21 protein-coding genes and 1 tRNA gene are annotated in these 19,197 nt (G+C 72.9%); all 22 read left to right on the top strand.

The window, feature by feature from the left end; genetic code table 11:
• The 22 genes from NBW76_RS10245 (at position 1) to NBW76_RS10350 (ending at position 19,188) form a co-directional block, all read left to right on the top strand.
• On the top strand, positions 1-342 hold the full coding sequence (locus NBW76_RS10245; RefSeq protein WP_369814994.1) for a hypothetical protein: 342 nt from the start codon (positions 1-3) through the stop codon (positions 340-342).
• On the top strand, positions 339-1,220 hold the full coding sequence (locus NBW76_RS10250; RefSeq protein WP_055968423.1) for a ScpA family protein: 882 nt from the start codon (positions 339-341) through the stop codon (positions 1,218-1,220). The genes NBW76_RS10245 and NBW76_RS10250 overlap by 4 nt, the downstream gene beginning before the upstream one ends.
• Entirely contained in the window at positions 1,213-2,010 is a 798-nt protein-coding gene (scpB, locus tag NBW76_RS10255; RefSeq protein ID WP_082481927.1) for an SMC-Scp complex subunit ScpB, read from the top strand. Before NBW76_RS10250 ends, scpB begins: the two co-directional genes overlap by 8 nt.
• Positions 1,997-2,737 carry a pseudouridine synthase gene (locus NBW76_RS10260; RefSeq protein ID WP_055968421.1) on the top strand — a complete coding sequence of 247 codons (741 nt, stop codon included), beginning with the start codon at positions 1,997-1,999 and terminating at the stop codon, positions 2,735-2,737. The genes scpB and NBW76_RS10260 overlap by 14 nt, the downstream gene beginning before the upstream one ends.
• Positions 2,734-3,786, top strand: a complete 1,053-nt coding sequence (locus tag NBW76_RS10265) for a prephenate dehydrogenase (RefSeq protein ID WP_055968419.1) — start codon at positions 2,734-2,736, stop codon at positions 3,784-3,786. Before NBW76_RS10260 ends, NBW76_RS10265 begins: the two co-directional genes overlap by 4 nt.
• A 53-nt stretch (positions 3,787-3,839) precedes the next feature.
• A complete protein-coding gene (gene cmk / locus NBW76_RS10270) occupies positions 3,840-4,511 on the top strand; it encodes a (d)CMP kinase (protein ID WP_055968417.1) in 672 nt (223 codons plus the stop codon).
• Positions 4,508-5,230: a 1-acyl-sn-glycerol-3-phosphate acyltransferase gene (locus tag NBW76_RS10275; protein ID WP_082480204.1), complete on the top strand. Its 723-nt coding sequence runs from the start codon at positions 4,508-4,510 to the stop codon at positions 5,228-5,230. Before cmk ends, NBW76_RS10275 begins: the two co-directional genes overlap by 4 nt.
• Complete coding sequence (der, locus tag NBW76_RS10280) at positions 5,223-6,575, top strand: ribosome biogenesis GTPase Der (protein ID WP_055968413.1); 1,353 nt, start codon at positions 5,223-5,225, stop codon at positions 6,573-6,575. The genes NBW76_RS10275 and der overlap by 8 nt, the downstream gene beginning before the upstream one ends.
• 117 nt (positions 6,576-6,692) lie before the next feature.
• On the top strand, positions 6,693-7,508 hold the full coding sequence (locus tag NBW76_RS10285; protein WP_369797017.1) for a pseudouridine synthase: 816 nt from the start codon (positions 6,693-6,695) through the stop codon (positions 7,506-7,508).
• A 49-nt stretch (positions 7,509-7,557) separates the two neighbouring features.
• Positions 7,558-7,631 (top strand) — tRNA-Pro (locus NBW76_RS10290).
• Between the two features lie 108 nt (positions 7,632-7,739).
• On the top strand, positions 7,740-8,021 hold the full coding sequence (locus NBW76_RS10295; protein ID WP_056554760.1) for a YrhK family protein: 282 nt from the start codon (positions 7,740-7,742) through the stop codon (positions 8,019-8,021).
• A gap of 149 nt (positions 8,022-8,170) precedes the next feature.
• The gene (locus NBW76_RS10300; RefSeq protein ID WP_055968407.1) at positions 8,171-8,998 is read left to right on the top strand and encodes an amidohydrolase family protein; all 828 of its coding nucleotides are present in this window, start codon (positions 8,171-8,173) and stop codon (positions 8,996-8,998) included.
• Positions 8,999-9,086: 88 nt separating this feature from the next.
• Positions 9,087-9,611: an MSMEG_0572/Sll0783 family nitrogen starvation response protein gene (locus NBW76_RS10305; protein WP_055968405.1), complete on the top strand. Its 525-nt coding sequence runs from the start codon at positions 9,087-9,089 to the stop codon at positions 9,609-9,611.
• A gap of 10 nt (positions 9,612-9,621) precedes the next feature.
• Positions 9,622-10,704 carry an MSMEG_0568 family radical SAM protein gene (locus NBW76_RS10310; protein ID WP_055968403.1) on the top strand — a complete coding sequence of 361 codons (1,083 nt, stop codon included), beginning with the start codon at positions 9,622-9,624 and terminating at the stop codon, positions 10,702-10,704.
• Between the two features lies 1 nt (position 10,705).
• Entirely contained in the window at positions 10,706-12,112 is a 1,407-nt protein-coding gene (locus NBW76_RS10315; protein ID WP_055968401.1) for an MSMEG_0567/sll0787 family protein, read from the top strand.
• A complete protein-coding gene (locus NBW76_RS10320) occupies positions 12,109-12,963 on the top strand; it encodes a carbon-nitrogen hydrolase family protein (protein WP_055968398.1) in 855 nt (284 codons plus the stop codon). The genes NBW76_RS10315 and NBW76_RS10320 overlap by 4 nt, the downstream gene beginning before the upstream one ends.
• Complete coding sequence (locus NBW76_RS10325; RefSeq protein WP_055968396.1) at positions 12,956-13,258, top strand: MSMEG_0570 family nitrogen starvation response protein; 303 nt, start codon at positions 12,956-12,958, stop codon at positions 13,256-13,258. Before NBW76_RS10320 ends, NBW76_RS10325 begins: the two co-directional genes overlap by 8 nt.
• Complete coding sequence (locus NBW76_RS10330) at positions 13,255-14,508, top strand: MSMEG_0569 family flavin-dependent oxidoreductase (protein WP_055968394.1); 1,254 nt, start codon at positions 13,255-13,257, stop codon at positions 14,506-14,508. The genes NBW76_RS10325 and NBW76_RS10330 overlap by 4 nt, the downstream gene beginning before the upstream one ends.
• A gap of 1 nt (position 14,509) precedes the next feature.
• Positions 14,510-15,355 carry a carbon-nitrogen hydrolase family protein gene (locus NBW76_RS10335; protein WP_055968391.1) on the top strand — a complete coding sequence of 282 codons (846 nt, stop codon included), beginning with the start codon at positions 14,510-14,512 and terminating at the stop codon, positions 15,353-15,355.
• Positions 15,355-16,455, top strand: coding sequence for an MSMEG_0565 family glycosyltransferase (locus NBW76_RS10340; RefSeq protein WP_056554757.1), 1,101 nt, complete (start codon positions 15,355-15,357; stop codon positions 16,453-16,455). Before NBW76_RS10335 ends, NBW76_RS10340 begins: the two co-directional genes overlap by 1 nt.
• On the top strand, positions 16,452-17,906 hold the full coding sequence (locus NBW76_RS10345; protein ID WP_082481926.1) for an AMP-binding protein: 1,455 nt from the start codon (positions 16,452-16,454) through the stop codon (positions 17,904-17,906). Before NBW76_RS10340 ends, NBW76_RS10345 begins: the two co-directional genes overlap by 4 nt.
• Positions 17,907-17,961: 55 nt before the next feature.
• Positions 17,962-19,188, top strand: coding sequence for an endonuclease/exonuclease/phosphatase family protein (locus NBW76_RS10350; RefSeq protein WP_156364796.1), 1,227 nt, complete (start codon positions 17,962-17,964; stop codon positions 19,186-19,188).
• The last annotated feature ends 9 nt before the right edge of the window (positions 19,189-19,197 follow it).

Here is a 19,197-nt window from a genome sequence, read left to right on the forward strand (position 1 = left end):
ATGCCCGGGGCGGACGAGCTGTTCCGCCCCACCGCCCCCGCGTCGCAGGCACGCAAGCCCACCGGCGGGGGTGCGGACGGCCCGCCGGCACAGGGGCGGGACGACGCGTCGCAGGCCGCGCCGCGTGACAGCGGGCGGGTCAAGCACGACGAGAAGATGACGGTGTACGTGACGTCGGCCGAGCTGCTGGCGATCGAGCAGGCGCGGCTCGGGCTGCGCGGCACCGTGGGGCGCAACGTCGACCGCGGCCGACTCGTGCGTGCCGCCATCGCGCTGGCCTTGGAGGACCTCGAGATTCGGGGCGAGGAGAGCGACCTCGCCCGTCGCCTCGGCTCCGCATGAGCCTGCCGGTCGACGAGGCCGGCCTCGACACGGACGGCACGGACGGGGTCGACGAGGGGAAGGGCTTCCACGTCGACGTCGGGGTCTTCGAGGGACCGTTCGACCTCCTGCTCTCGCTCATCTCCAAGCACCAGCTCGACATCACCGAGGTCGCGCTCTCGACCGTGACGTCCGAGTTCATCGGCTACGTGCGCGAGCTGGGCGGCGACCTCGAGCAGACCACGCAGTTCCTGGTGGTCGCCGCGACGTTGCTCGACCTCAAGACCGCGAGACTCCTGCCCCAGGCCGACGTGGAGGACGAGGAGGACCTCGCCCTCCTGGAGGCGCGCGACCTGCTGTTCGCCCGCCTCATGCAGTACCGGGCCTTCAAGCAGGTGGCGCGGTTCGTCGCGGACCGGCTGGCCACCGAGGGGCGCCGCCACCCCCGCCAGGTCGGTCTCGAGCCGCGCTTCGCGGCACTGCTGCCCGAGGTGATCGTGTCCGTCGGGCCGGACGAGCTGGCCGCCCTGGCCGCGCGGGCGCTCGAGCCGAGGCCCGAACCGATCGTCTCGCTCGCCCACCTGCACGCGCCCACCGTGAGCGTGCGGGAGCAGGCCCACCTCGTGGTCGACCGGCTGCGCCGCGAGCGGAGCACCACCTTCCGAGCGCTGACGGCCGACGCCGACCTGATGACCACCGTGGCGCGCTTCCTGGCCCTGCTGGAGCTGTTCCGCGAGGGTGTGGTCGGCTTCGAGCAGGCCACCCCGCTCGGCGACCTGCACCTGCGCTGGACCGGCACCGACGACGCGGACGTCGACATCGACGTCGGCGACGAGTTCGACGGCGGCCCGGTCGAGGAGCCCACCGCACCGACCACCCCGGAGGACGACGATGTCTGAGGACACGACCGAGACCCCGCTGGAGACCTCCACGCAGGACGGGACCGACGACGGGGGCCGTGAGGCCCCGGAGCCGGGGAGCCCGGCCTCGGACCCGTCGCTGCCCCGAGGCCCGCACGAGCTGGAGCTCGAGCTGCTGGAGCTGCGGCCGGCCCTGGAGGCCGTGCTCATGGTCGCCGACCAGCCACTCGACCACCTGACGCTCGCGCAGGCCGTCGGCCACCCGCCGGCCGAGGTCGAGGCGGCGCTGGGGGCGCTCGCCGCGGAGTACGACGAGCAGGCGCGCGGCTTCGAGCTGCGCAACGTCGGCGGAGGGTGGCGCTACTTCACCCGTGAGACGTTCGCCCCCGCGGTGGAGCGCTTCGTGCTCGACGGCCAGCAGGCCAGGCTCACCCAGGCGGCGCTCGAGACCCTGGCCGTGGTGGCGTACCGGCAGCCGATCAGCCGGTCGCGCATCTCGGCGATCCGCGGCGTGAACGTCGACGGCGTGGTCCGCACCCTCGTGACGCGCGGACTGCTCGAGGAGGCCGGCACCGACAGCGAGAGCGGCGCCTTCCTCTACCGCACGACCAGCTACTTCCTCGAGCGGATGGGGCTGGCCTCCCTCGCCGAGCTCCCCGACATCGCGCCCATGCTGCCCGAGATCGAGGAGATGGACGACGAGGTCGTGTCCGTGACGGCCCCTGCGGACGCTGCTGGACCCGAGGACGCGATCGACGACCCGCAGCCCGAGGAGCAGGACGGCGCGCCCGCCCCCGAGTCCGACGAGGTGCCGCATGAGCAGCGGTGAGGTCGAGGGCGTGCGCCTGCAGAAGGTGCTCGCGCAGGCCGGCGTGGGCAGTCGGCGTCGCTGCGAGGAGCTCATGGCCACCGGCCGGGTGGAGGTCAACGGCGAGGTCGTGACGCAGATGGGGGTCCGCGTCGATCCGCTCGCCGACGTGGTGCGCGTCGACGGCCGACGCATCCCTCCGCCGTCGGACCACGTGTACCTCGTGCTCAACAAGCCGCGCGGCGTCGTCTCGAGCATGGCCGACGAGCAGGGGCGCCGGGACCTCACGGAGTTCGTGGCCGGCCGCGAGGAACGCCTGTTCCACGTCGGCCGTCTCGACACGGACACGTCGGGGCTGCTCCTGCTGACCAACGACGGCGACCTCGCCCACCGGCTGGCCCACCCCTCGTTCGAGATCACCAAGACCTACGTGGCGCTCGTCGAGGGCGCCGTGGGCGACTCCGTGGGTCGGAGGCTGCGTGCCGGGGTGGACCTCGACGACGGGGCCGCCTCGGTCGACCGCTTCGTGGTGAAGGACCGCGGGCGGGGCCGTTCGCTCGTGGAGCTCGACCTGCACATGGGGCGCAACCGGATCGTGCGGCGGCTGCTCGACGCCGTCGGGCACCCGGTCGTGGAGCTCACGCGGACCAGCTTCGGACCGGTGCGTCTGGGCGGTCTGGCGGTCGGTCGGTCGCGCGAGCTGTCACGCGAGGAGCTGGGGGACCTCTTCGATAGCGTGGCCCCATGACGTCGCTGCCCCCCACCCTCGTCGTGGGCTGTGGCCTCATCGGCACCTCCGTGGCTCTCGCGCTGCGTGAGCACGGGATCGACGTGCACCTCACCGACCGCGACCCCGAGCACGTCGCGGCCGCCGTCGAGCGGGGTGCAGGCAGTCCGGAGCCCGTGCGCGACCCCGCCCTCGTGGTCGTGGCCGTGCCGCCCGGTGCCACCGCGGCTGCGGTCCGCGAGGCGCTGGAGACCTTCCCCGAGGCCGTGGTCACCGACGTGGCGAGCGTCAAGGGCAGCGTCGTCCGCGCGCTCGACCGGACGGGTGGGATCGACCGCTACGTCGGCAGCCACCCGATGGCCGGCAGCGAACGGTCCGGTCCGCTGGCCGCCTCGGCGCGGCTCTTCGAGGGCCGTCCGTGGGTGATCACCCCCGTCGACGGGGCGAGCGACGCCGCCGTCCGGCTGGTCGAGGAGGTCGCCGTCATGCTCGGTGCGGTCCCGATCGTCATGGAGGCCGACGCCCACGACCGTGCGGTCGCGCTCGTCTCGCACGTGCCCCAGGTGCTGTCGACACTGGCGGCGGCACGCCTCGTCGACGCGCCGCCGGCGCACCTGGCCCTCGCCGGCCAGGGGCTGCGCGACGTGACCCGCATCGCCGGCAGCGACCCCGCGCTGTGGCGCGACATCATCTCCACGAACGCCGCCGAGATCGGCCAGGTCCTCGGTGCCGTGCGCGACGACCTCGACGCCATGATCGCGGCGCTGGACGACCGCGACGCCGTCGGCACGGTGCTCGAGGCCGGTCGTGCCGGGACCCGGTCCATCCCCGGCAAGCACGGCGGGGATCCCGTCGAGCTCGTCGTGGTCAACGTCCAGATCCCCGACACGCCGGGGGCGCTGTCGCGGCTCTTCGCGCACGTGGGGGAGTCGGGCGTCAACATCGAGGACCTGCGCATCGACCACGAGCTCGGTCGTCCGGTCGGCCTCGTCGAGATCTCCGTCGCGGCCGATCGGGCCGACACCCTGGTGGAGCGCCTCGCCGACCAGGGTTGGTCGGCCTACCGTTGACCCGTCCCACCTCGTCCCTCACCACGAACCAGCACCCCAAGGAGTCATCCCCTGTGAGCAGCACCCTCGTCGTCGCCGTCGACGGACCGTCCGGCTCGGGCAAGTCGAGCACCGCGCGGGGAGTCGCGACGCGACTGTCGCTGGCCTACCTCGACACCGGGGCGATGTACCGCGCCGTCACGTGGGCGCTGCTCCAGCGCGGCACCGACCTCGGTGACCCCGACGCCATCGCCCGCGACGCGGCCGACGTCCAGATCGTCTCGGGCACCGACCCGCAGGCCCCCACCATCACGGCCGACGGGACCGACGTGTCGCAGGCCATCCGCGAGGACGACGTCACGGCGCACGTGAGTCCCGTCGCGGCGGTCCCGCAGGTGCGGACGCTCCTCGTCGAGCTGCAGCGCCGGGTCATCGCGTCGGCGGACCAGGGCATCGTCGTCGAGGGACGCGACATCGGTTCCACCGTCGCGCCCGACGCGGCCGTGAAGGTCTACCTGGTGGCCGACGCCGAGGCACGGGCGGCCCGCAGGGCCGCGGAGCGCGGGGGCGCGGACCAGGAGGCCACGGCCGCCTCGCTCGCCGCCCGCGACCGGATCGACTCCACGCGCGCCACGTCGCCCCTGACCCGCGCCGACGGCGCCGTCCAGATCGACGGCACCCACCTGAGCCTGGAGGAGGTCGTCGACGCCGTCGCCGCCCTGGTGGAGGAGGCCCGGACGGCGTGAGCGAGCACCTCCTCTCCGCAGCGCGGGGGAGTCGCCCTCCACAGGGCCTCCCGGAGACCGGGCTGCGGGTGCTCCGACCGCTCGCGCGGCGGTACCTGGACCGCCGGTGGGACGTGCGTCAGCGCGGTGAGCACCGGGTGCCCGACGACGGTCCCGTGATCTACGCGAGCAACCACATCGGGTGGCTCGACGGTCCGCTGCTCATCCTGTGCACCCCCAGGCCGGCCCACGCCCTGGTGAAGGTCGAGGCGTTCGAAGGTCGAACCGGACGCCTGCTGCGGTTCGCCGGGCAGATCCCGCTGGACCGGTTCCGACGCGACGTCGGGGCCCTGCGGACCGCGGCGCAGGCGCTCGCGAGCGGCCAGTCGGTCGTCGTGTACCCCGAGGGCCTGCGCGGGGCCGGTGACGTGGCCCGGACGAAGGACGGCGTCGCCTGGCTCGCGATGGTGAGCGGCGCCCCGGTGGTGCCGGTCGCGATCTTCGGCACCCGAGCCCCGGGTGAGCCCTCCGAGAGCAGGCCCGAGCGTGGTTCTCGCATCGATGTCGTCTACGGTGAACCCTTACGGATCACGCCCGTCCCGTGGCCCCGCACGCGGGCCCACGTGGCCGAGGTCGGGCGTCGGATCACCGAGCACCTGCGGCACCACGTCGAGTGGGCCGCGGCCACCGGGCACCTGCAGCTGCCCGGCCCCCTGCCCCGAGGAAGTACCGATGTCTGACACCCCCGCCCGCGAGCCGGTCGACCCCGCTCTGCCCGTCCTCGCGATCATCGGCCGTCCGAACGTCGGCAAGTCGACCCTCGTCAACCGCATCATCGGACGCCGCGAGGCCGTCGTCGAGGACGTCCCCGGCGTCACCCGCGACCGCGTGCCCTACGACGCGGAGTGGAACGGCAAGGCCTTCACGGTCGTCGACACCGGCGGCTGGGACCCCGACGCACGCGGACTCGCCGAGCGCATCGCCGCCCAGGCCGAGGTGGCCGTCCAGGCCGCCGACGCCGTGCTGTTCGTCGTCGACGCCACGGTCGGCATCACCGACGCCGACGCGGCCGTCGTCAAGATCCTGCGGGCGGCCAAGAAGCCGGTCGTGCTCGCGGCGAACAAGGTCGACGACCAGCGCAGCGAGCTCGAGGCCGCATCGCTCTGGAACCTCGGCCTGGGCGAGCCCTACCCCGTCTCGGCCCTGCACGGTCGTGGCAGCGGCGACATGCTCGACGCCATCCTGGCCGTCCTGCCCGACGCGCCGCCGGATCGCGACCCCGAGCTCGGTGGCCCGCGTCGCGTCGCCATCGTCGGCAAGCCCAACGTCGGCAAGTCCAGCCTGCTGAACCAGCTGGCGGGGGAGTACCGCGTCGTCGTGGACGACGCGTCGGGGACCACGGTCGACCCGGTCGACGAGCTCGTCGAGCTGGGCGGTCGCGAGTGGCGCTTCATCGACACCGCCGGCATCCGCCGTCGGGTCCGCGAGGCCTCCGGACACGAGTACTACGCCAGCCTGCGCACGTCCACCGCGGTGGAGCGCGCCGAGGTGGCCGTCGTGATCGTCGACGCCAGCCAGCCGTTCACCGAGCAGGACATCCGCATCGTCACGTCGGTGGCGGAGACCGGCCGGGCCCTCGTCGTGGCCTTCAACAAGTGGGACCTCGTCGACGAGGAGCGGCGCTACTACCTGGAGCGCGAGATCGAGCGTGAGCTCGTGCAGGTGCAGTGGGCGCCGCGGATCAACTTCGCGGCCCGCACGGGCTGGCACGTCGACCGTCTGGTGCGGGCGCTCGACGCCGCGCTGGAGGGGTGGGAGACCCGCATCGGCACCGGTGCGCTGAACGCGTTCCTCGGCCGCCTCGTGGCCGAGCACCCGCACCCGGTGCGTGGTGGCAAGCAGGCCAAGATCCTGTTCGGCACCCAGGCGTCGACGGCGCCGCCCACGTTCGTCCTCTTCACGTCCGGCAAGCTCGAGGCCGGCTACCTCCGGTTCGTCGAGCGTCGGCTGCGCGAGGAGTTCGGGTTCGTCGGTACGCCCATCCACATCCAGCAGCGTCCTCGCGAGAAGCGCGGCAGGCGCTGACCCGAGGTGCCGCCGCGCTCACCCCTGCCGCCACGCCACGGGCTCGGTGCGGCCTGGGTGCGCACGCCCGACCACGACCGCACCTCTCCGGCCCCCGCGCCGACGCTGGGCGCGTGGTTGCGCGACCGGTTGCCCGAGCGGGTCGACGTCGAGGCGATGCTCGAGGCGGGTCGCTTCGTGCTGGGCGACGGCACACCGCTCGTCGGTGACGAGCCCTACCGCCCGCACACGTTCGTCTGGTTCCACCGCGACCTGCGCGACGAGCCCGAGGTGCCGGGCGACATGCCGGTGCTCCACGAGGACGACCGGCTGCTCGTCGTCGACAAGCCGGCCTTCCTCGCCACGATCCCGCGCGGGCGCCACGTGCGCCAGAGCGTCGTGGTCCGACTGCGCGACCAGCTCGGCCTGCCCGAGCTGACGCCCGCGCACCGGCTGGACCGGGTGACGTCCGGGGTCCTCGTGCTGGTCAAGGAACGGCGCTGGCGGGGCGCCTACCAGTCGCTGTTCGCCCGCCGGGAGGTGCAGAAGACCTACCTGGCGCTCGCTCGGCACGACCCCGGGCTCTCGCTCCCGCTGACCGTGAGCAACCACGTGCGCAAGGACCGGGGCACCCTGCGTGCCGAGGTGGTGCCCGACGCCCCGGTGAACGCGGTGACCCACGTCGACCTCGACGAGGTCCGCGGCGGGCTCGCGGTCTACCGCCTGAGCCCGGCCACGGGCCGCACCCACCAGCTGCGCCTGCACCTGTGTGGGCTGGGTGTCCCGATCGTCGGGGACCCGCTCTACCCCGACGTGCTCGACCTGCCCGTCGACGACATGAGCACGCCGTTGCAGCTCCTCGCCCACACGCTGTCCTTCGACGACCCGGTCGACGAGCAGCCACGGACCTTCACGAGTCACCGGAGCCTGCCGCTGACCGTCGGCGACCGATGACCTCGCGCCGGGGCGCCGTGCCGTGTGGGGTAGGGTTGCGGAGGTTCATCGGGCTGTAGCGCAGCTTGGTAGCGCACCTGACTGGGGGTCAGGGGGTCGCAGGTTCAAATCCTGTCAGCCCGACCGAGGAAACCGCAGGCCAGAGGCCGTTCCCGCTCGTCGCGGGGGCGGCCTCTGCCTCGTTCTCAGCCCGTTCCTGCGCCGGCACGGGACATCGAGAGGGAGTGGACGATGACCAAGGACGACGACCTCACGCTGACCGTGGGCCGGGAGACGCTGGTGATCCGCCAGCGCTACGAGACGTTGAGCATCGTCAACGACGTCCTCGTCGCCCTCTGGTTCCTGGTCGGGAGCATCCTGTTCCTCTGGGAGTCCACCACCACGATCGGGACCTGGTTCTTCGTGGCCGGGAGCGTGGAGCTGCTCGCGCGGCCGCTCATCCGACTTGCGCGGCGCGTCCACCTGCAGCGCGCCGGCGATCCCAGCGGCCGGGACGACTTCCTCGACGGGTGATTCACTCGCCCGGTGACGCCCGGCCCGGGTGAGGGCACTCCGCGCACGACGGAGCTGCGAGGGCGTCGAAACAGGAACGACATCACCGCTTATCGCGGCTTTGTTCCGGACGTGACCAGCCTGAAACGACAGCCAGGCTGACTTGAGTCATGGCCCGCTCGCAGCTCGACTCCCATCGCCACATCGGTGCGCTGCCGGCCTACCCGTTCTACGGGGGCCCGGCGATCCGCGCCGACGTCACGGCGAAGGCGACCGTCGCCGAGTTCGTCGCCACCCTCGACGCCGAGGGCACGGATCGGGCGCTCGTCCTGCCCAACTACGGCGTCCCCGTCCCCGACGCGGCCTTCGACCTCAACCCCCTCGCGATCGAGGCCGCCCAGAAGGACGACCGCATCAGCTGCGGCCTCTGGGTCTCGCCGAAGGCCTCGGACGCCACCCGCAACGACGCCGCGCTCGCGCTGGTGGGGGAGCAGGGCGTGAAGGCGCTCAAGACGAGCTTCCTGCTCGGAGGCAGCCCGTCCGACCCCGACTGCGCCGAGCAGATCGACCGCATCTTCACGACGGCAGCGGCCCACGACCTCGTGGTCCACGTGCACACGTCGCCGGGCGCGGCGTCCGACGTCGACGAGGTCGGCACGCTCGTGGAGCGGTACGGCGACGACACCAAGATCCACCTGGTCCATCTCGGTGGTGGCATGAGCGGCCACATGAAGCTGATCGGCGGTCGTCTCTTCGACTGGATCGAGGCGGGCAAGCAGGTCTACACCGACACGTCGTGGACCATCGGCTTCGCGCCCGCCTGGCTGGTCCAGGAGATCGAGAGGCGCGGCGTCGGCCACGACCGCATCCTGTTCGCCACCGACGCCCCGTGGGGCGACTTCGAGGGCGAGCACGCGCGCCTGTCCGCCGCGGCCGGCGACGGCGAGCTCGCCGACCACTTCTTCCGCCGCAACTTCGAGGCGCTCTACGGCACCTAGCCCCCAGTCCCTGGACCACACCGACGTGGCGCCAGTGCACGACCGACCGCAGGACCCGACCGCAGCACCGATCATCAGGAGAACCCGCATGACCGACATCGACGACCAGATCGCCGAGAACATCGCCAAGTCGCTCGCCGAGATCCCGCACCCCTCGCAGCCGAAGGGCACGAACCTCTACGGCTCGACCAAGCTGTTCCCCGACTACCAGGCCGAGGACGGCGAGTCGTACTTCACGCTCGTGCACGGCATCCCGCACGAGTCGTCGGTCAGCTTCGTCGCGATCCTGCAGGCCACGCGCGCCCTGCGGAAGGGCTTCGACTCCGCGATGTACTTCTACGGACCCGGCACGCTCGCCTGCATGGCCACCCGCGGCTTCCCGACGACCGGGGACGCCGGCTTCCCGGGCGAGCTCAACATGAACGCCTCGCTCGAGACGTTCATCGGGGAGGGCGGCACGGTCTACTGCTGTCGCTTCGGGCTGGCCCTGCACGGACTCCGCGAGGAGGACCTGATCGAGGGCGTCATCCCGGCGCACCCGCTCGACGTGCAGGACGCGCTGATCCACTACGCCCGCAAGGGCGCCATCATCAACTCGACGTACAACCTCTGAGGCGGCCGGGATGACCGCACCGTCCTCCGAGGAGACGCGCACCAGCACGCGGGTCGACGTCGCGATCCAGGGCATCCGCCTGCTCGACGCCCCGCTCACCCGCCCCAACGGCGCGGGCCCGAGCGCCGACGGGCACGTGCTCCTCGACGGGATCGGTGCGGCCATCCCGCTCAACCCCCGCAGCCCCTACTCCGTCGACGGAGGACGTCTGCTGCTCGACGGCGCCGACACCGGGCTCGGTGTGGAGGCGGTGTCCAGGCCGGCCTTCTACGACCTGACGACCTCCGACGGCACAAGCATGGAGAAGATCGCCCGTCTCCACGCCGCGAACGTGCTCGCCACGACGGTCGTGCAGACCTGCATGCGGTACGACGAGTCGGACCGCTGCCGCTTCTGCGCGATCGAGCAGTCGCTGGAGCAGGGCACGACGATCGCGGTGAAGACGCCGCAGCAGGTCGCCGAGGTGGCGAAGGCCGCCCACGACCTCGACGGCATCACCCAGATGGTCATGACCACCGGCACCTCCCGAGGACGCGACCGAGGTGCGACCCACCTCGCCCGCTGCGTCCGGGCGGTCCGCGAGGTCCTGCCGGACCTGCCGATCCAGGTGCAGATCGAACCGCCGGCCGACCTCGCGTCGATCACCCAGCTGTACGACGCGGGCGCCCGGTCCATCGGGATCCACGTCGAGTCGATGGACGACGAGGTGCGGCGGCGCTGGACCCCGGGCAAGGCCACGGTGTCGATCGACGAGTACCGCGCAGCCTGGCGCGAGGCCGTGCGCGTCTTCGGGCACAACCAGGTCTCCACCTACTTGCTCGTGGGGCTCGGCGAGGACCCCGACGAGCTCGTCGCCGCGGCGCAGGAGCTCATCGACATGGGTGTCTACCCCTTCGTCGTCCCGTTCCGTCCGCTCGCGGGCACGCTCGCCACCGACGTCGACCACGCCCCGGCACCGGCCGCGTCGAAGGTCGGCTCGGTGACGATCCGCGTGGCGGCGGCGCTGCGTCGTTCCGGGATGGCCGGGTCCGACCAGGCCGCAGGCTGCGCCGCGTGCGGCGCGTGCTCCGCCCTCAGCTGCGAGGGGGCCTGACATGACCGTCGACAACGGGATCCTCACCGGCATCCGCCGTGTCCCCGTGGCGGCCACGGAGGCCTTCATCGTGGTCGAGGCCGGCCCGCCGGAGATCGACGCGTACCGACGGCTGCGACGCGAGGTGTTCGTCCGCGAGCAGGGACTGTTCGAGGGCCACGACCGCGACGACGCCGACGACGACCCCCGCACCGTCGTCCTCGTCGCCCGCACGACGGACGGCGAGGTGCTCGGCGGCGTGCGGTTGCACCCGGCGCCGCACGCGTCGACCGCCGGCCGCGACATCGGCTGGTGGCGCGGGAGCCGCCTCGCCGTGCTGCCGGCGGCGCGTCACGGCGTCGGCGTCGGTGCCGCACTGGTGCGGGCCGCCTGTGCCCGCGCCGAGGCGGCAGGCGCCCTGCGCTTCGACGCGCAGGTCCAGGCCCGGCACGCAGCGCTGTTCACGCGGCTCGGGTGGGAGGTCCGGGGCGACGTCGACCTGCTGGGGCAGCCGCACGTCCTCGTCGACTGGCCCATCGGTCGGGTCCAGAGGCTCGCGACCGCCACGAAGGCGCCGCTCGGTGCCCTCCTGGCCGGGCTCGACGGGCCGGCCGGGTTCCGCGGGGACGACGGCGTCCCCGTGCCGGGCTCGGACCTGGTCGCCGCGTGCGACGCGATCCTGCCCTCGATGGTCGAGCGCGACCCCGAGTGGGCCGGCTGGTGTGCGGCGCTGGTCAACCTCAACGACCTGACGGCGATGGGCGCCGCACCGGTCGGTCTGCTCGACGCCGTGGGCGCCCGGGACGCCTCGTTCGCGCAACGCATCGTGGCCGGGCTCCGCTCCGCGGTCCAGGCGTGGGAGGTGCCCGTGCTCGGGGGCCACACCCAGCTCGGGGTGCCGGCCGCCCTGTCGGTCACCGCCCTCGGACGCACGTCGCGCCCGGTGCCCGGCGGGGGAGCGAGCCCCGGCGAGGCGCTGCGACTGACGGCCGACCTCGGCGGAGGCTGGCGACCTGGCTACACGGGAGCCCAGTGGGACTCCTCGTCGCACCGCACCGGCGAGCAGCTGCGAGCCCTGGGTGGCGTCGTCGGCTCCCTCGCGCCGACGGCGGCGAAGGACGTCAGCATGTCCGGCCTCGTCGGCAGCACGGGCATGCTCGCCGAGGCCAGCGGTGTCCGCGCCCTGGTCGACGTCGAGCGCGTGCCGACACCGCGGGGCGCCACGCACGGGGACTGGTTCACCTGCTTCCCCGGCTTCGCGATGGTCACCACGGATCGACCGACGGCGGACGCGGGCGACCTGCCCGGGTTCGTCACCTCAGAGGTCTGCGGCGAGATCACCGCCGGGGCCGGGGTCGGGCTGCGCTGGCCCGACGGAGTGGTGACGGAGGCCGTCCGCGGTCCCGTCACCGGAATGGGAGCAGCATGACCACCTTCGCAGCCGTCTCGGAGAACTTCGGGCGCGACGTCGACCAGAACCTCAGGCGCATCGCCGAGCTCGCAGCGTCCGCCCGCGGACGCGGGGTCGACCTGCTCGCCCTGCCGGAGGCCTGCCTCGGCGGCTACCTGTCCGTGCTCGGCCGGGGCCGGGACGGCAGCCACGACGAGCAGCCCGAGTCGCTGCCGCCCGTCATGGACGTGGAGGGTCCCGAGCTGCGTCGTGTCGCCGAGATCGCCGGCGACATGACCCTCGTCGTCGGCCTCTGCGAGTCCGACGGGGCCACCCGGTACAACAGTGCGGCGATCGTCACGGGGGACGGGGTGCTCGGCGTGCACCGCAAGGTGCACCAACCCCTCGGCGAGGGCTCCTTCTACGCGGCGGGCGAGACCTTCGAGGCGTTCTCGACGCCGGTCGGCCGCCTCGGCGCCCTGATCTGCTACGACAAGGCCTTCCCCGAGGCGGCGCGCGCCCTGGCCCTCGACGGGGCGGAGGTCGTGGCCTGCATCTCCGCCTGGCCGGCCTCCCGGACGGCGACGGCGGACGACCTCGCCGACGATCGCTGGACGCACCGCTTCAACCTGTTCGACAGCGCGCGGGCCCTGGAGAACCAGATCGTGTGGGTGGCCTCGAACCAGGTCGGCACCTTCGGCTCGCTGCGGTTCGTCGGGAGCGCGAAGATCGTCGGTCCCGGCGGCGACGTCCGGGCGACGACGGGGACGGACGGCGGCACGGCCGTCGCGAGTCTCGACGTCCGTGCCGAGCTCGAGGGTGCACGACGGGCCATGTTCCACCTCGGTGACCGGCGTCCGGAGACCTACCGGGAGCCCGTCCATGCCTGAGATGACGTTCTCGGTGCGCTGGCCCGACGGACGGATCGAGCCGTGCTACTCGCCCTCGCTCGTGGTGCACGACCACCTCGAGGTCGGCCGGACCTACGCCGTGGAGGAGTTCGTCCGACGTTCCTCCGAGGCGCTCTCGGTCGCGAGCGAGCGGGTCCGGGCGCGGTACGGCTTCGCCTGCAGCGCGTCCGACGCCTCGCGCGAGCGCATCGAGAACGCCGCGTCGGCGTTCGCCCCCGACGCGAGCGTCGAGGTCGTCGCGATGCACCCGCCCCTGCCAGGAGGACCCGCATGACCATCCCCGTCGCGATCGTCGGAGCCGGGCAGGCCGGGCTCTCCGTCAGCCACCACCTCATGGCGCGGGGCGTCGAGCACGTGCTCCTCGAGGCCGGCACGCCCGCCCACGAGTGGGCGGACAGCCGGTGGGACAACTTCACCCTGGTGACCCCCAACTGGCACTGCCGTCTCCCGGGCTACGCGTACGACGGGCCCGACCCGGACGGGTTCATGACCCGCGACGAGGTCGTCGCCTGGCTGGACGGGTACGTGCGCTCGTTCGACCCACCCGTCCGGGACCACACCCGCGTCGTGGAGGTCCGGGAGCGGGAAGGGGGCGGGTTCGTCCTCGACCTCGAGACCCCCGACGGCCCGGAGTCGATGGAGGCGCAGGACGTCGTCGTGGCCACCGGCGGCTACCACCGTCCGATCGAGCCGGCGTTCGCCCGGGCCATCGACCCGTCCATCGTCCAGCTGCACTCGCAGGAGTACATGCGGGCCGACCAGCTGCCGGCCGGTGCCGTGCTGGTGGTGGGGACCGGCCAGTCCGGTGCACAGATCGCCGAAGACCTCCACCTCGAGGGCCGCCAGGTCCACCTCGCACTCGGCAACGCACCCCGGGTGGCACGGACCTACCGCGGTCGCGACTGCATGACCTGGCTCGCCGACATGGGGCTCTACGACACGGCCGTGCAGCAGTACCCGGGCGGGCTCGCCGCGCGCGAGAAGACCAACCACTACGTCACCGGACGCGACGGCGGGCGGGACATCGACCTGCGCGTCTTCGCACGCGAGGGCATGCGTCTCTACGGTGCCGTCGTCGACGCCCGTGGCACCTCCCTCGACGTCGCGCCGACCCTGACGGCCTCGCTCGACGCGGCCGACGCCGTGTACACCTCCATCCAGCGGGACATCGATCGCTACATCGAGCGCGAGGGCATCGACGCCCCCGTCGAGGATCCGTACGCGCCTCCCTGGGCGCCCGCCGAGGACCCGACGTCCCTGGACCTCGCCGCCGAGGGGATCACGTCCGTCGTGTGGGCCATCGGCTACCGGCCCGACTACCGCTGGCTCCGCGTCGGGGTGTTCGACGGCACGGGACGACCCACCCACACGCGGGGCGTGACGTCGGTGCCCGGCCTGCACTTCGTCGGCCTCCCGTGGATGCACACCTGGGGGTCCGGGCGCTTCCTCGGCGTCGCGGCCGACGCCGGTCACGTGGCTGACTGCATCACGGGTGCCCTCCGCCCGGTGGTGCAGGAGGCCTGACGTGCGGATCGGCGCGGTCGCCGCCCACTTCGGGCGCGACCTCGACCGGGGCCTCGAGAAGATGCAGCGGATCGTCGACGACGCCCGGACGAGCGGCGTGGAGCTGCTCGTGTTCCCCGACGCCACCCTGGGTGGCTACCTCACCGACCTGCGGCACCCGTCCGCCGACGCGATGCCGCCCGCCCTGCGCGAGGACGCCTGGCAGATCGCCCGCGTCGTGGAGATGGCGGGCGACATGGTGGTCTGCTTCGGCTACACCGAGGAGACGACGCGGGGCGAGGAGGTCGTCCACCACAACGCGGCGCTCTGCGTGACCGGCGACGGGGTGCTCGGACGTCACCGCAAGGTGCACCAGCCCGCGGGCGAGGCGCTGGCCTACCGGGCGGGGGAGCGGTTCGGTGCGTTCGACACCCCGGTCGGCCGGCTCGGCATGGTGATCGACTACGACAAGACGTTCCCCGAGTCGGCCCGGTCGCTCGCCCTCGACGGCGCCGACGTCGTCGCCTGCCTCTCGGCCTGGCCGGCGAGCATCACGGACCGCGCGTCCCGTCTGCCTCAGGACCGCCAGTCACGGTTGTTCGACCTGTACGACAGCGCGCGGGCCGCCGAGAATCAGGTCGTGTGGGTGTCCTCGAACCAGACGGGGGTCATGGGCGGCCTGCGGTTCCTCGGCCAGGCCAAGGTCGTCGGCCCGGGCGGGGACGTGCTCGCCCGCACCTGGTCGAAGGGTGCCCTGGCGGTCGCCGAGGTCGACGTCCAGCACGAGATCGCCCGGTCACGCCGAATCCTCCACCACCTCGAGGAGCTGACGCCGAGCAGCTACGTCACCGATCGTCGGGGACGCTGATGCGCGTCGCTCTGCTCACCTACTCGACCAAGCCCCGCGGCGGCGTGGTGCACACCCTCGCCCTGGCCGAGGCGCTGGCCCGCCAGGGCTGCGACGTCGACGTCTGGACCTTGGCGCGCGGAGGTGACCGGACCTTCTTCCGATCCGTCGACCCGGCCGTCGGCGTCCACGCGGTGCCGTTCCCGGAGGTGCCGGCGGAGGGCGTCGGGGCCCGCATCGTCCGCTCGATCGACACGCTGGCCGCCGCGCTCGCCGACGTCTCCTACGACGTGGTCCACGCCCAGGACTGCATCAGCGCCAACGCCGTGCTGGCCGCCGGGCTGCCCTGCCTGCGCACGATCCACCACCTCGACACCTTCACCACCCCCGAGCTGGTGGCCTGCCACGACCGCGCCGTCGTCGAGCCGAGCGGGCACGTCTGCGTGTCGGAGACGGTGGCGATGGAGGTCGCGGCGCAGTTCGGCGTGCGACCGGTGGTCATCCCCAACGGCGTCGACGCCGCGCGCTTCGCTCGCGCGGCCGGGCCGGACGCCGCCGCCTCTCGAGGTCGGTGGCAGGAGGAGCTCGGACCGTACGTGCTCGCGCTCGGCGGCATCGAGCCCCGCAAGGGCAGCATCGACCTGCTGGAGGCCTTCGCGCTCATCCGCCGCCGACGCCCCGAGATGCGCCTGGTGTTCGCGGGCGGCGAGACGTTGTTCGACTACCGCGACTACCGCGCCGCGTTCGACCGGCGGGCGTCCGAGCTCCACCTGCAGCCCGCCCTGCTCGGCGTGGTCGACGACGACGAGCTCCCGTCCCTGGTGGCCGCGGCGTCGGCCATGGCGTTCGTGTCGACCAAGGAGGGCTTCGGTCTCGCCGCGATGGAGGCGCTGGCCGCCGGGGTGCCGGTCGTCGCCCGCGACCTGCCGGTGCTCCGCGAGGTCTTCGGTGACGCCGTCGTCTTCGCCTCGGACCTGATGAGCATCGCGGGATCGCTCGCAGACGTGCTCGAGAACCCGCCCGACCCGGAGACCGGTCGGGTCCTGGCGCGCTCGTCGTCGTGGGAGGCGGCCGCGTCCGCCCATCTCGACCTCTACGCGCGACACGCAGGGCGGGCATGACGGTCAGCATCGGTCGCGCCCTCGACGTGCTGGCCCAGGAGGCACCCGACGCCGTGGCCGTCCGGCACGGCGACGTCACCATGACCCGACGCGAGCTGGACCTCGACACCACGCGCCTGGCGCGCCGGTGGTCCGACCGGGTGGGCCAGGACGACCTGGTCACCGTCGCGCTGCCGAACGGCCTCGACTTCGTGCGGGCCTGCTTCGCCGCCTGGAAGCTCGGTGCGACCCCACAGCCGTTGTCGACCACGATCGGGGCGGAGGAGCGTGACCGCGTCCTCGAGCTGGCCGGGCCGGCACTCGTGGTCGACCAGCCGATCGGCGTCGTGGACGGCGACGACGCCCCCGTGCCGGACCGGGTCGCGGCGTCGTGGAAGGCCCCGGTCTCGAGCGGGAGCACCGGTCGTCCGAAGCTCGTGCGCGCCGCCGCAGCGGGCACCGTCGACCCGCACGGGCCGGTCGCCGAGTTCGTCCCGCGCGACGCCGTGCAGCTGGTCGCCGGCCCGCTGACCCACGCCGCCCCGTTCGTCTACGCGATGCGGGGCCTGATGACGGGTCACGAGGTGGTGCTGATGTCGGGCTTCGACCCCGACGCGTGGCTCTCCCTCGTCGCCGAGCACCGGGTGACCTGGGGGATGCTCGTCCCGACGATGATGCACCGCATCCACCGACTGGGTCAGGACCGTCTCGACGCCGCCGACGTCTCGTCGCTGGACTCGGTGCTGCACCTCGGGGCGCGGTGTGCGCCCTGGCTCAAGCGCGCTTGGATCGACTGGCTGGGGCCCGACCGGGTCGTCGAGGTCTACGCCGGGACCGAGTCCCAGGGGATCGCGACGATCTCGGGACGGGAGTGGCTCGACCACCCGGGGTCGGTCGGTCGGGGCTGCGGCGGCTCCCGGTTCCGCGTGGTCCGGCCGGACGGGTCGGACTGCGACCCCGGCGAGGTCGGCGAGATCGTCATGCGTCGGGACGCGCCCACGTACGAGTACGTCGGCGCCCGACCGCAGGTGCGCGACGGCTGGCACACCCTGCGCGACAGCGGCCACCTCGACGCCGACGGGTACCTCTACGTCGGCGACCGCCTGGACGACGTCATCGTGACGGCCGGGGGACCGGTGCAGCCCGCCGACGTCGAGCAAGTGCTCGATGCCCACCCGGACGTGGCTGGATCCGTGGTCGTCGGACGTCCCGACGAGGAGCGCGGCGAGGTGGTGCATGCCGTCGTGCAGACCACCGCGAGCGTCGCGGAGCTGACCAGGTGGGTCGCCGGTCGGCTCGACCGGGAGAAGCGCCCACGCTCATGGGAGGTCGTCACGGAGTCGCTCCGGTCCGACACCGGGAAGGTGCGGCGGCGCGACTGGCGGGAGCGGTACGTCACCGCGGGGGCGCAGCGGGGCGACCGTCGCGGCGAAAGTGACGAAAGTCCTGCAGCGCCCGGGACCTTCGCCTAGGCTCGCACCGACGTCGTGCCGGGAGGCACTGGGAGAGGCGTCACGGGAGATCATCGTGTGGAGTCGTGTCAGCGCTGCCGTCGTGGGAGCCGTGCTCGTGGTGGGACTGCTCGGCGTGCCCGCGGAGGCGGCCGCCAAGCCGTCGAAGGTCGGGCTCATCACCTTCACGGGTGCGAGCCTCAGCGGGACCAAGGCGTCGCTCTCGCTGCGCTGGCCCGCGGCCCGCAACGCCAGGTCGTACGAGCTGTTCATCTCGCCGTCCTACAGCGGCGTGCTGAAGGCCAAGGTCTACAAGCGCACCAGCAAGACGTCGATCACCCTCGCGGGACTGAAGCGGGGCGCGACGTACTTCATCACCGTCCGCGGCGTGAACGGCTCGACGAAGGGCGCCCGCGCCTCGCGGGTGGGACGGACGACGATCGTCTCGCAGGGATCCGGCGCCCACGCGCCTCGGAGCGTGACGACGTGGAACCTGTGCACGGAGAAGTCGGGCTGTGTCTCCGGAGGCGGAGCGTGGTCGCGTCGCCAGGCGGCCTTCCAGGCCTTCGTGAAGGCCCGCAAGCCCTCCGTGCTCGCCCTCCAGGAGTCCAAGGTGCTCGCCTCCGGACGTCCGACCGCCGTGCCCGACTACACCCGCGCGGCCTACTACTCCAGCAAGTCCTTGTTCCTGGACTCCTCCGTCTACGGCGTGGTGACCAAGGGCGACACCACCCGCGACGAGATCGATGGCACCCTGCGCGAGTGCCGCGAGGCCGACGACGGACGGTACGGCTGCTTCTCGCTCGGTGGAGGCAAGTACGCGGTGTGGGCCGAGGTCGAGGACCTGGCCACGGGCCAGCACGTGATCTACGTGAGCGTGCACCTCACGAGCGGCAAGAGCGACGCGGCAGCGAGGACGCGCCGGACCGAGGTGACCAGGCTGGTCGACGCTGTCGCGAAGGCCAATCCCGACGGTCTGCCCGTCGTGCTGGCGGGTGACTGGAACAGCCACCGCAACCGGTCGAACGACTGGCAGGCCTCGGTGCTCCGCGCAGCGGGGTATCGCGACGCCTTCGACCTCGCCCGCAGCGTGGGCCGTCAGCACCACAACAGCTACAACGACTGGGAGACCTCCCCGACCACGTCGGTGACCTGGGGTGACCACGTCGACAAGGTGTGGGTCGTGCCCGGTCGGTCGGTCGTGAGCCGCTGGGAGAACGCGGCGCCGATGGCGGGGACCCGCTACGCCGCGCCGCTGGTCTCCGACCACAACCCGGTGCTGGTGCGCGTCTCGCTCGACTGACGGAGCGCG

The organism is Aeromicrobium sp. Leaf245 (genome assembly GCF_942548115.1).
GTDB lineage: Bacteria > Actinomycetota > Actinomycetes > Propionibacteriales > Nocardioidaceae > Aeromicrobium.

Coding starts and splice junctions, on each gene's coding strand:
- NBW76_RS10245 (WP_369814994.1), top strand. CDS start 1: ATGCCCGGGGCGGACGAGCTGTTCCGCCCCACCGCCCCCGCGTCGCAG.
- NBW76_RS10250 (WP_055968423.1), top strand. CDS start 339: ATGAGCCTGCCGGTCGACGAGGCCGGCCTCGACACGGACGGCACGGAC.
- scpB (WP_082481927.1), top strand. CDS start 1,213: ATGTCTGAGGACACGACCGAGACCCCGCTGGAGACCTCCACGCAGGAC.
- NBW76_RS10260 (WP_055968421.1), top strand. CDS start 1,997: ATGAGCAGCGGTGAGGTCGAGGGCGTGCGCCTGCAGAAGGTGCTCGCG.
- NBW76_RS10265 (WP_055968419.1), top strand. CDS start 2,734: ATGACGTCGCTGCCCCCCACCCTCGTCGTGGGCTGTGGCCTCATCGGC.
- der (WP_055968413.1), top strand. CDS start 5,223: ATGTCTGACACCCCCGCCCGCGAGCCGGTCGACCCCGCTCTGCCCGTC.
- NBW76_RS10295 (WP_056554760.1), top strand. CDS start 7,740: ATGACCAAGGACGACGACCTCACGCTGACCGTGGGCCGGGAGACGCTG.
- NBW76_RS10300 (WP_055968407.1), top strand. CDS start 8,171: ATGGCCCGCTCGCAGCTCGACTCCCATCGCCACATCGGTGCGCTGCCG.
- NBW76_RS10305 (WP_055968405.1), top strand. CDS start 9,087: ATGACCGACATCGACGACCAGATCGCCGAGAACATCGCCAAGTCGCTC.
- NBW76_RS10310 (WP_055968403.1), top strand. CDS start 9,622: ATGACCGCACCGTCCTCCGAGGAGACGCGCACCAGCACGCGGGTCGAC.
- NBW76_RS10315 (WP_055968401.1), top strand. CDS start 10,706: ATGACCGTCGACAACGGGATCCTCACCGGCATCCGCCGTGTCCCCGTG.
- NBW76_RS10320 (WP_055968398.1), top strand. CDS start 12,109: ATGACCACCTTCGCAGCCGTCTCGGAGAACTTCGGGCGCGACGTCGAC.
- NBW76_RS10325 (WP_055968396.1), top strand. CDS start 12,956: ATGCCTGAGATGACGTTCTCGGTGCGCTGGCCCGACGGACGGATCGAG.
- NBW76_RS10330 (WP_055968394.1), top strand. CDS start 13,255: ATGACCATCCCCGTCGCGATCGTCGGAGCCGGGCAGGCCGGGCTCTCC.
- NBW76_RS10340 (WP_056554757.1), top strand. CDS start 15,355: ATGCGCGTCGCTCTGCTCACCTACTCGACCAAGCCCCGCGGCGGCGTG.
- NBW76_RS10345 (WP_082481926.1), top strand. CDS start 16,452: ATGACGGTCAGCATCGGTCGCGCCCTCGACGTGCTGGCCCAGGAGGCA.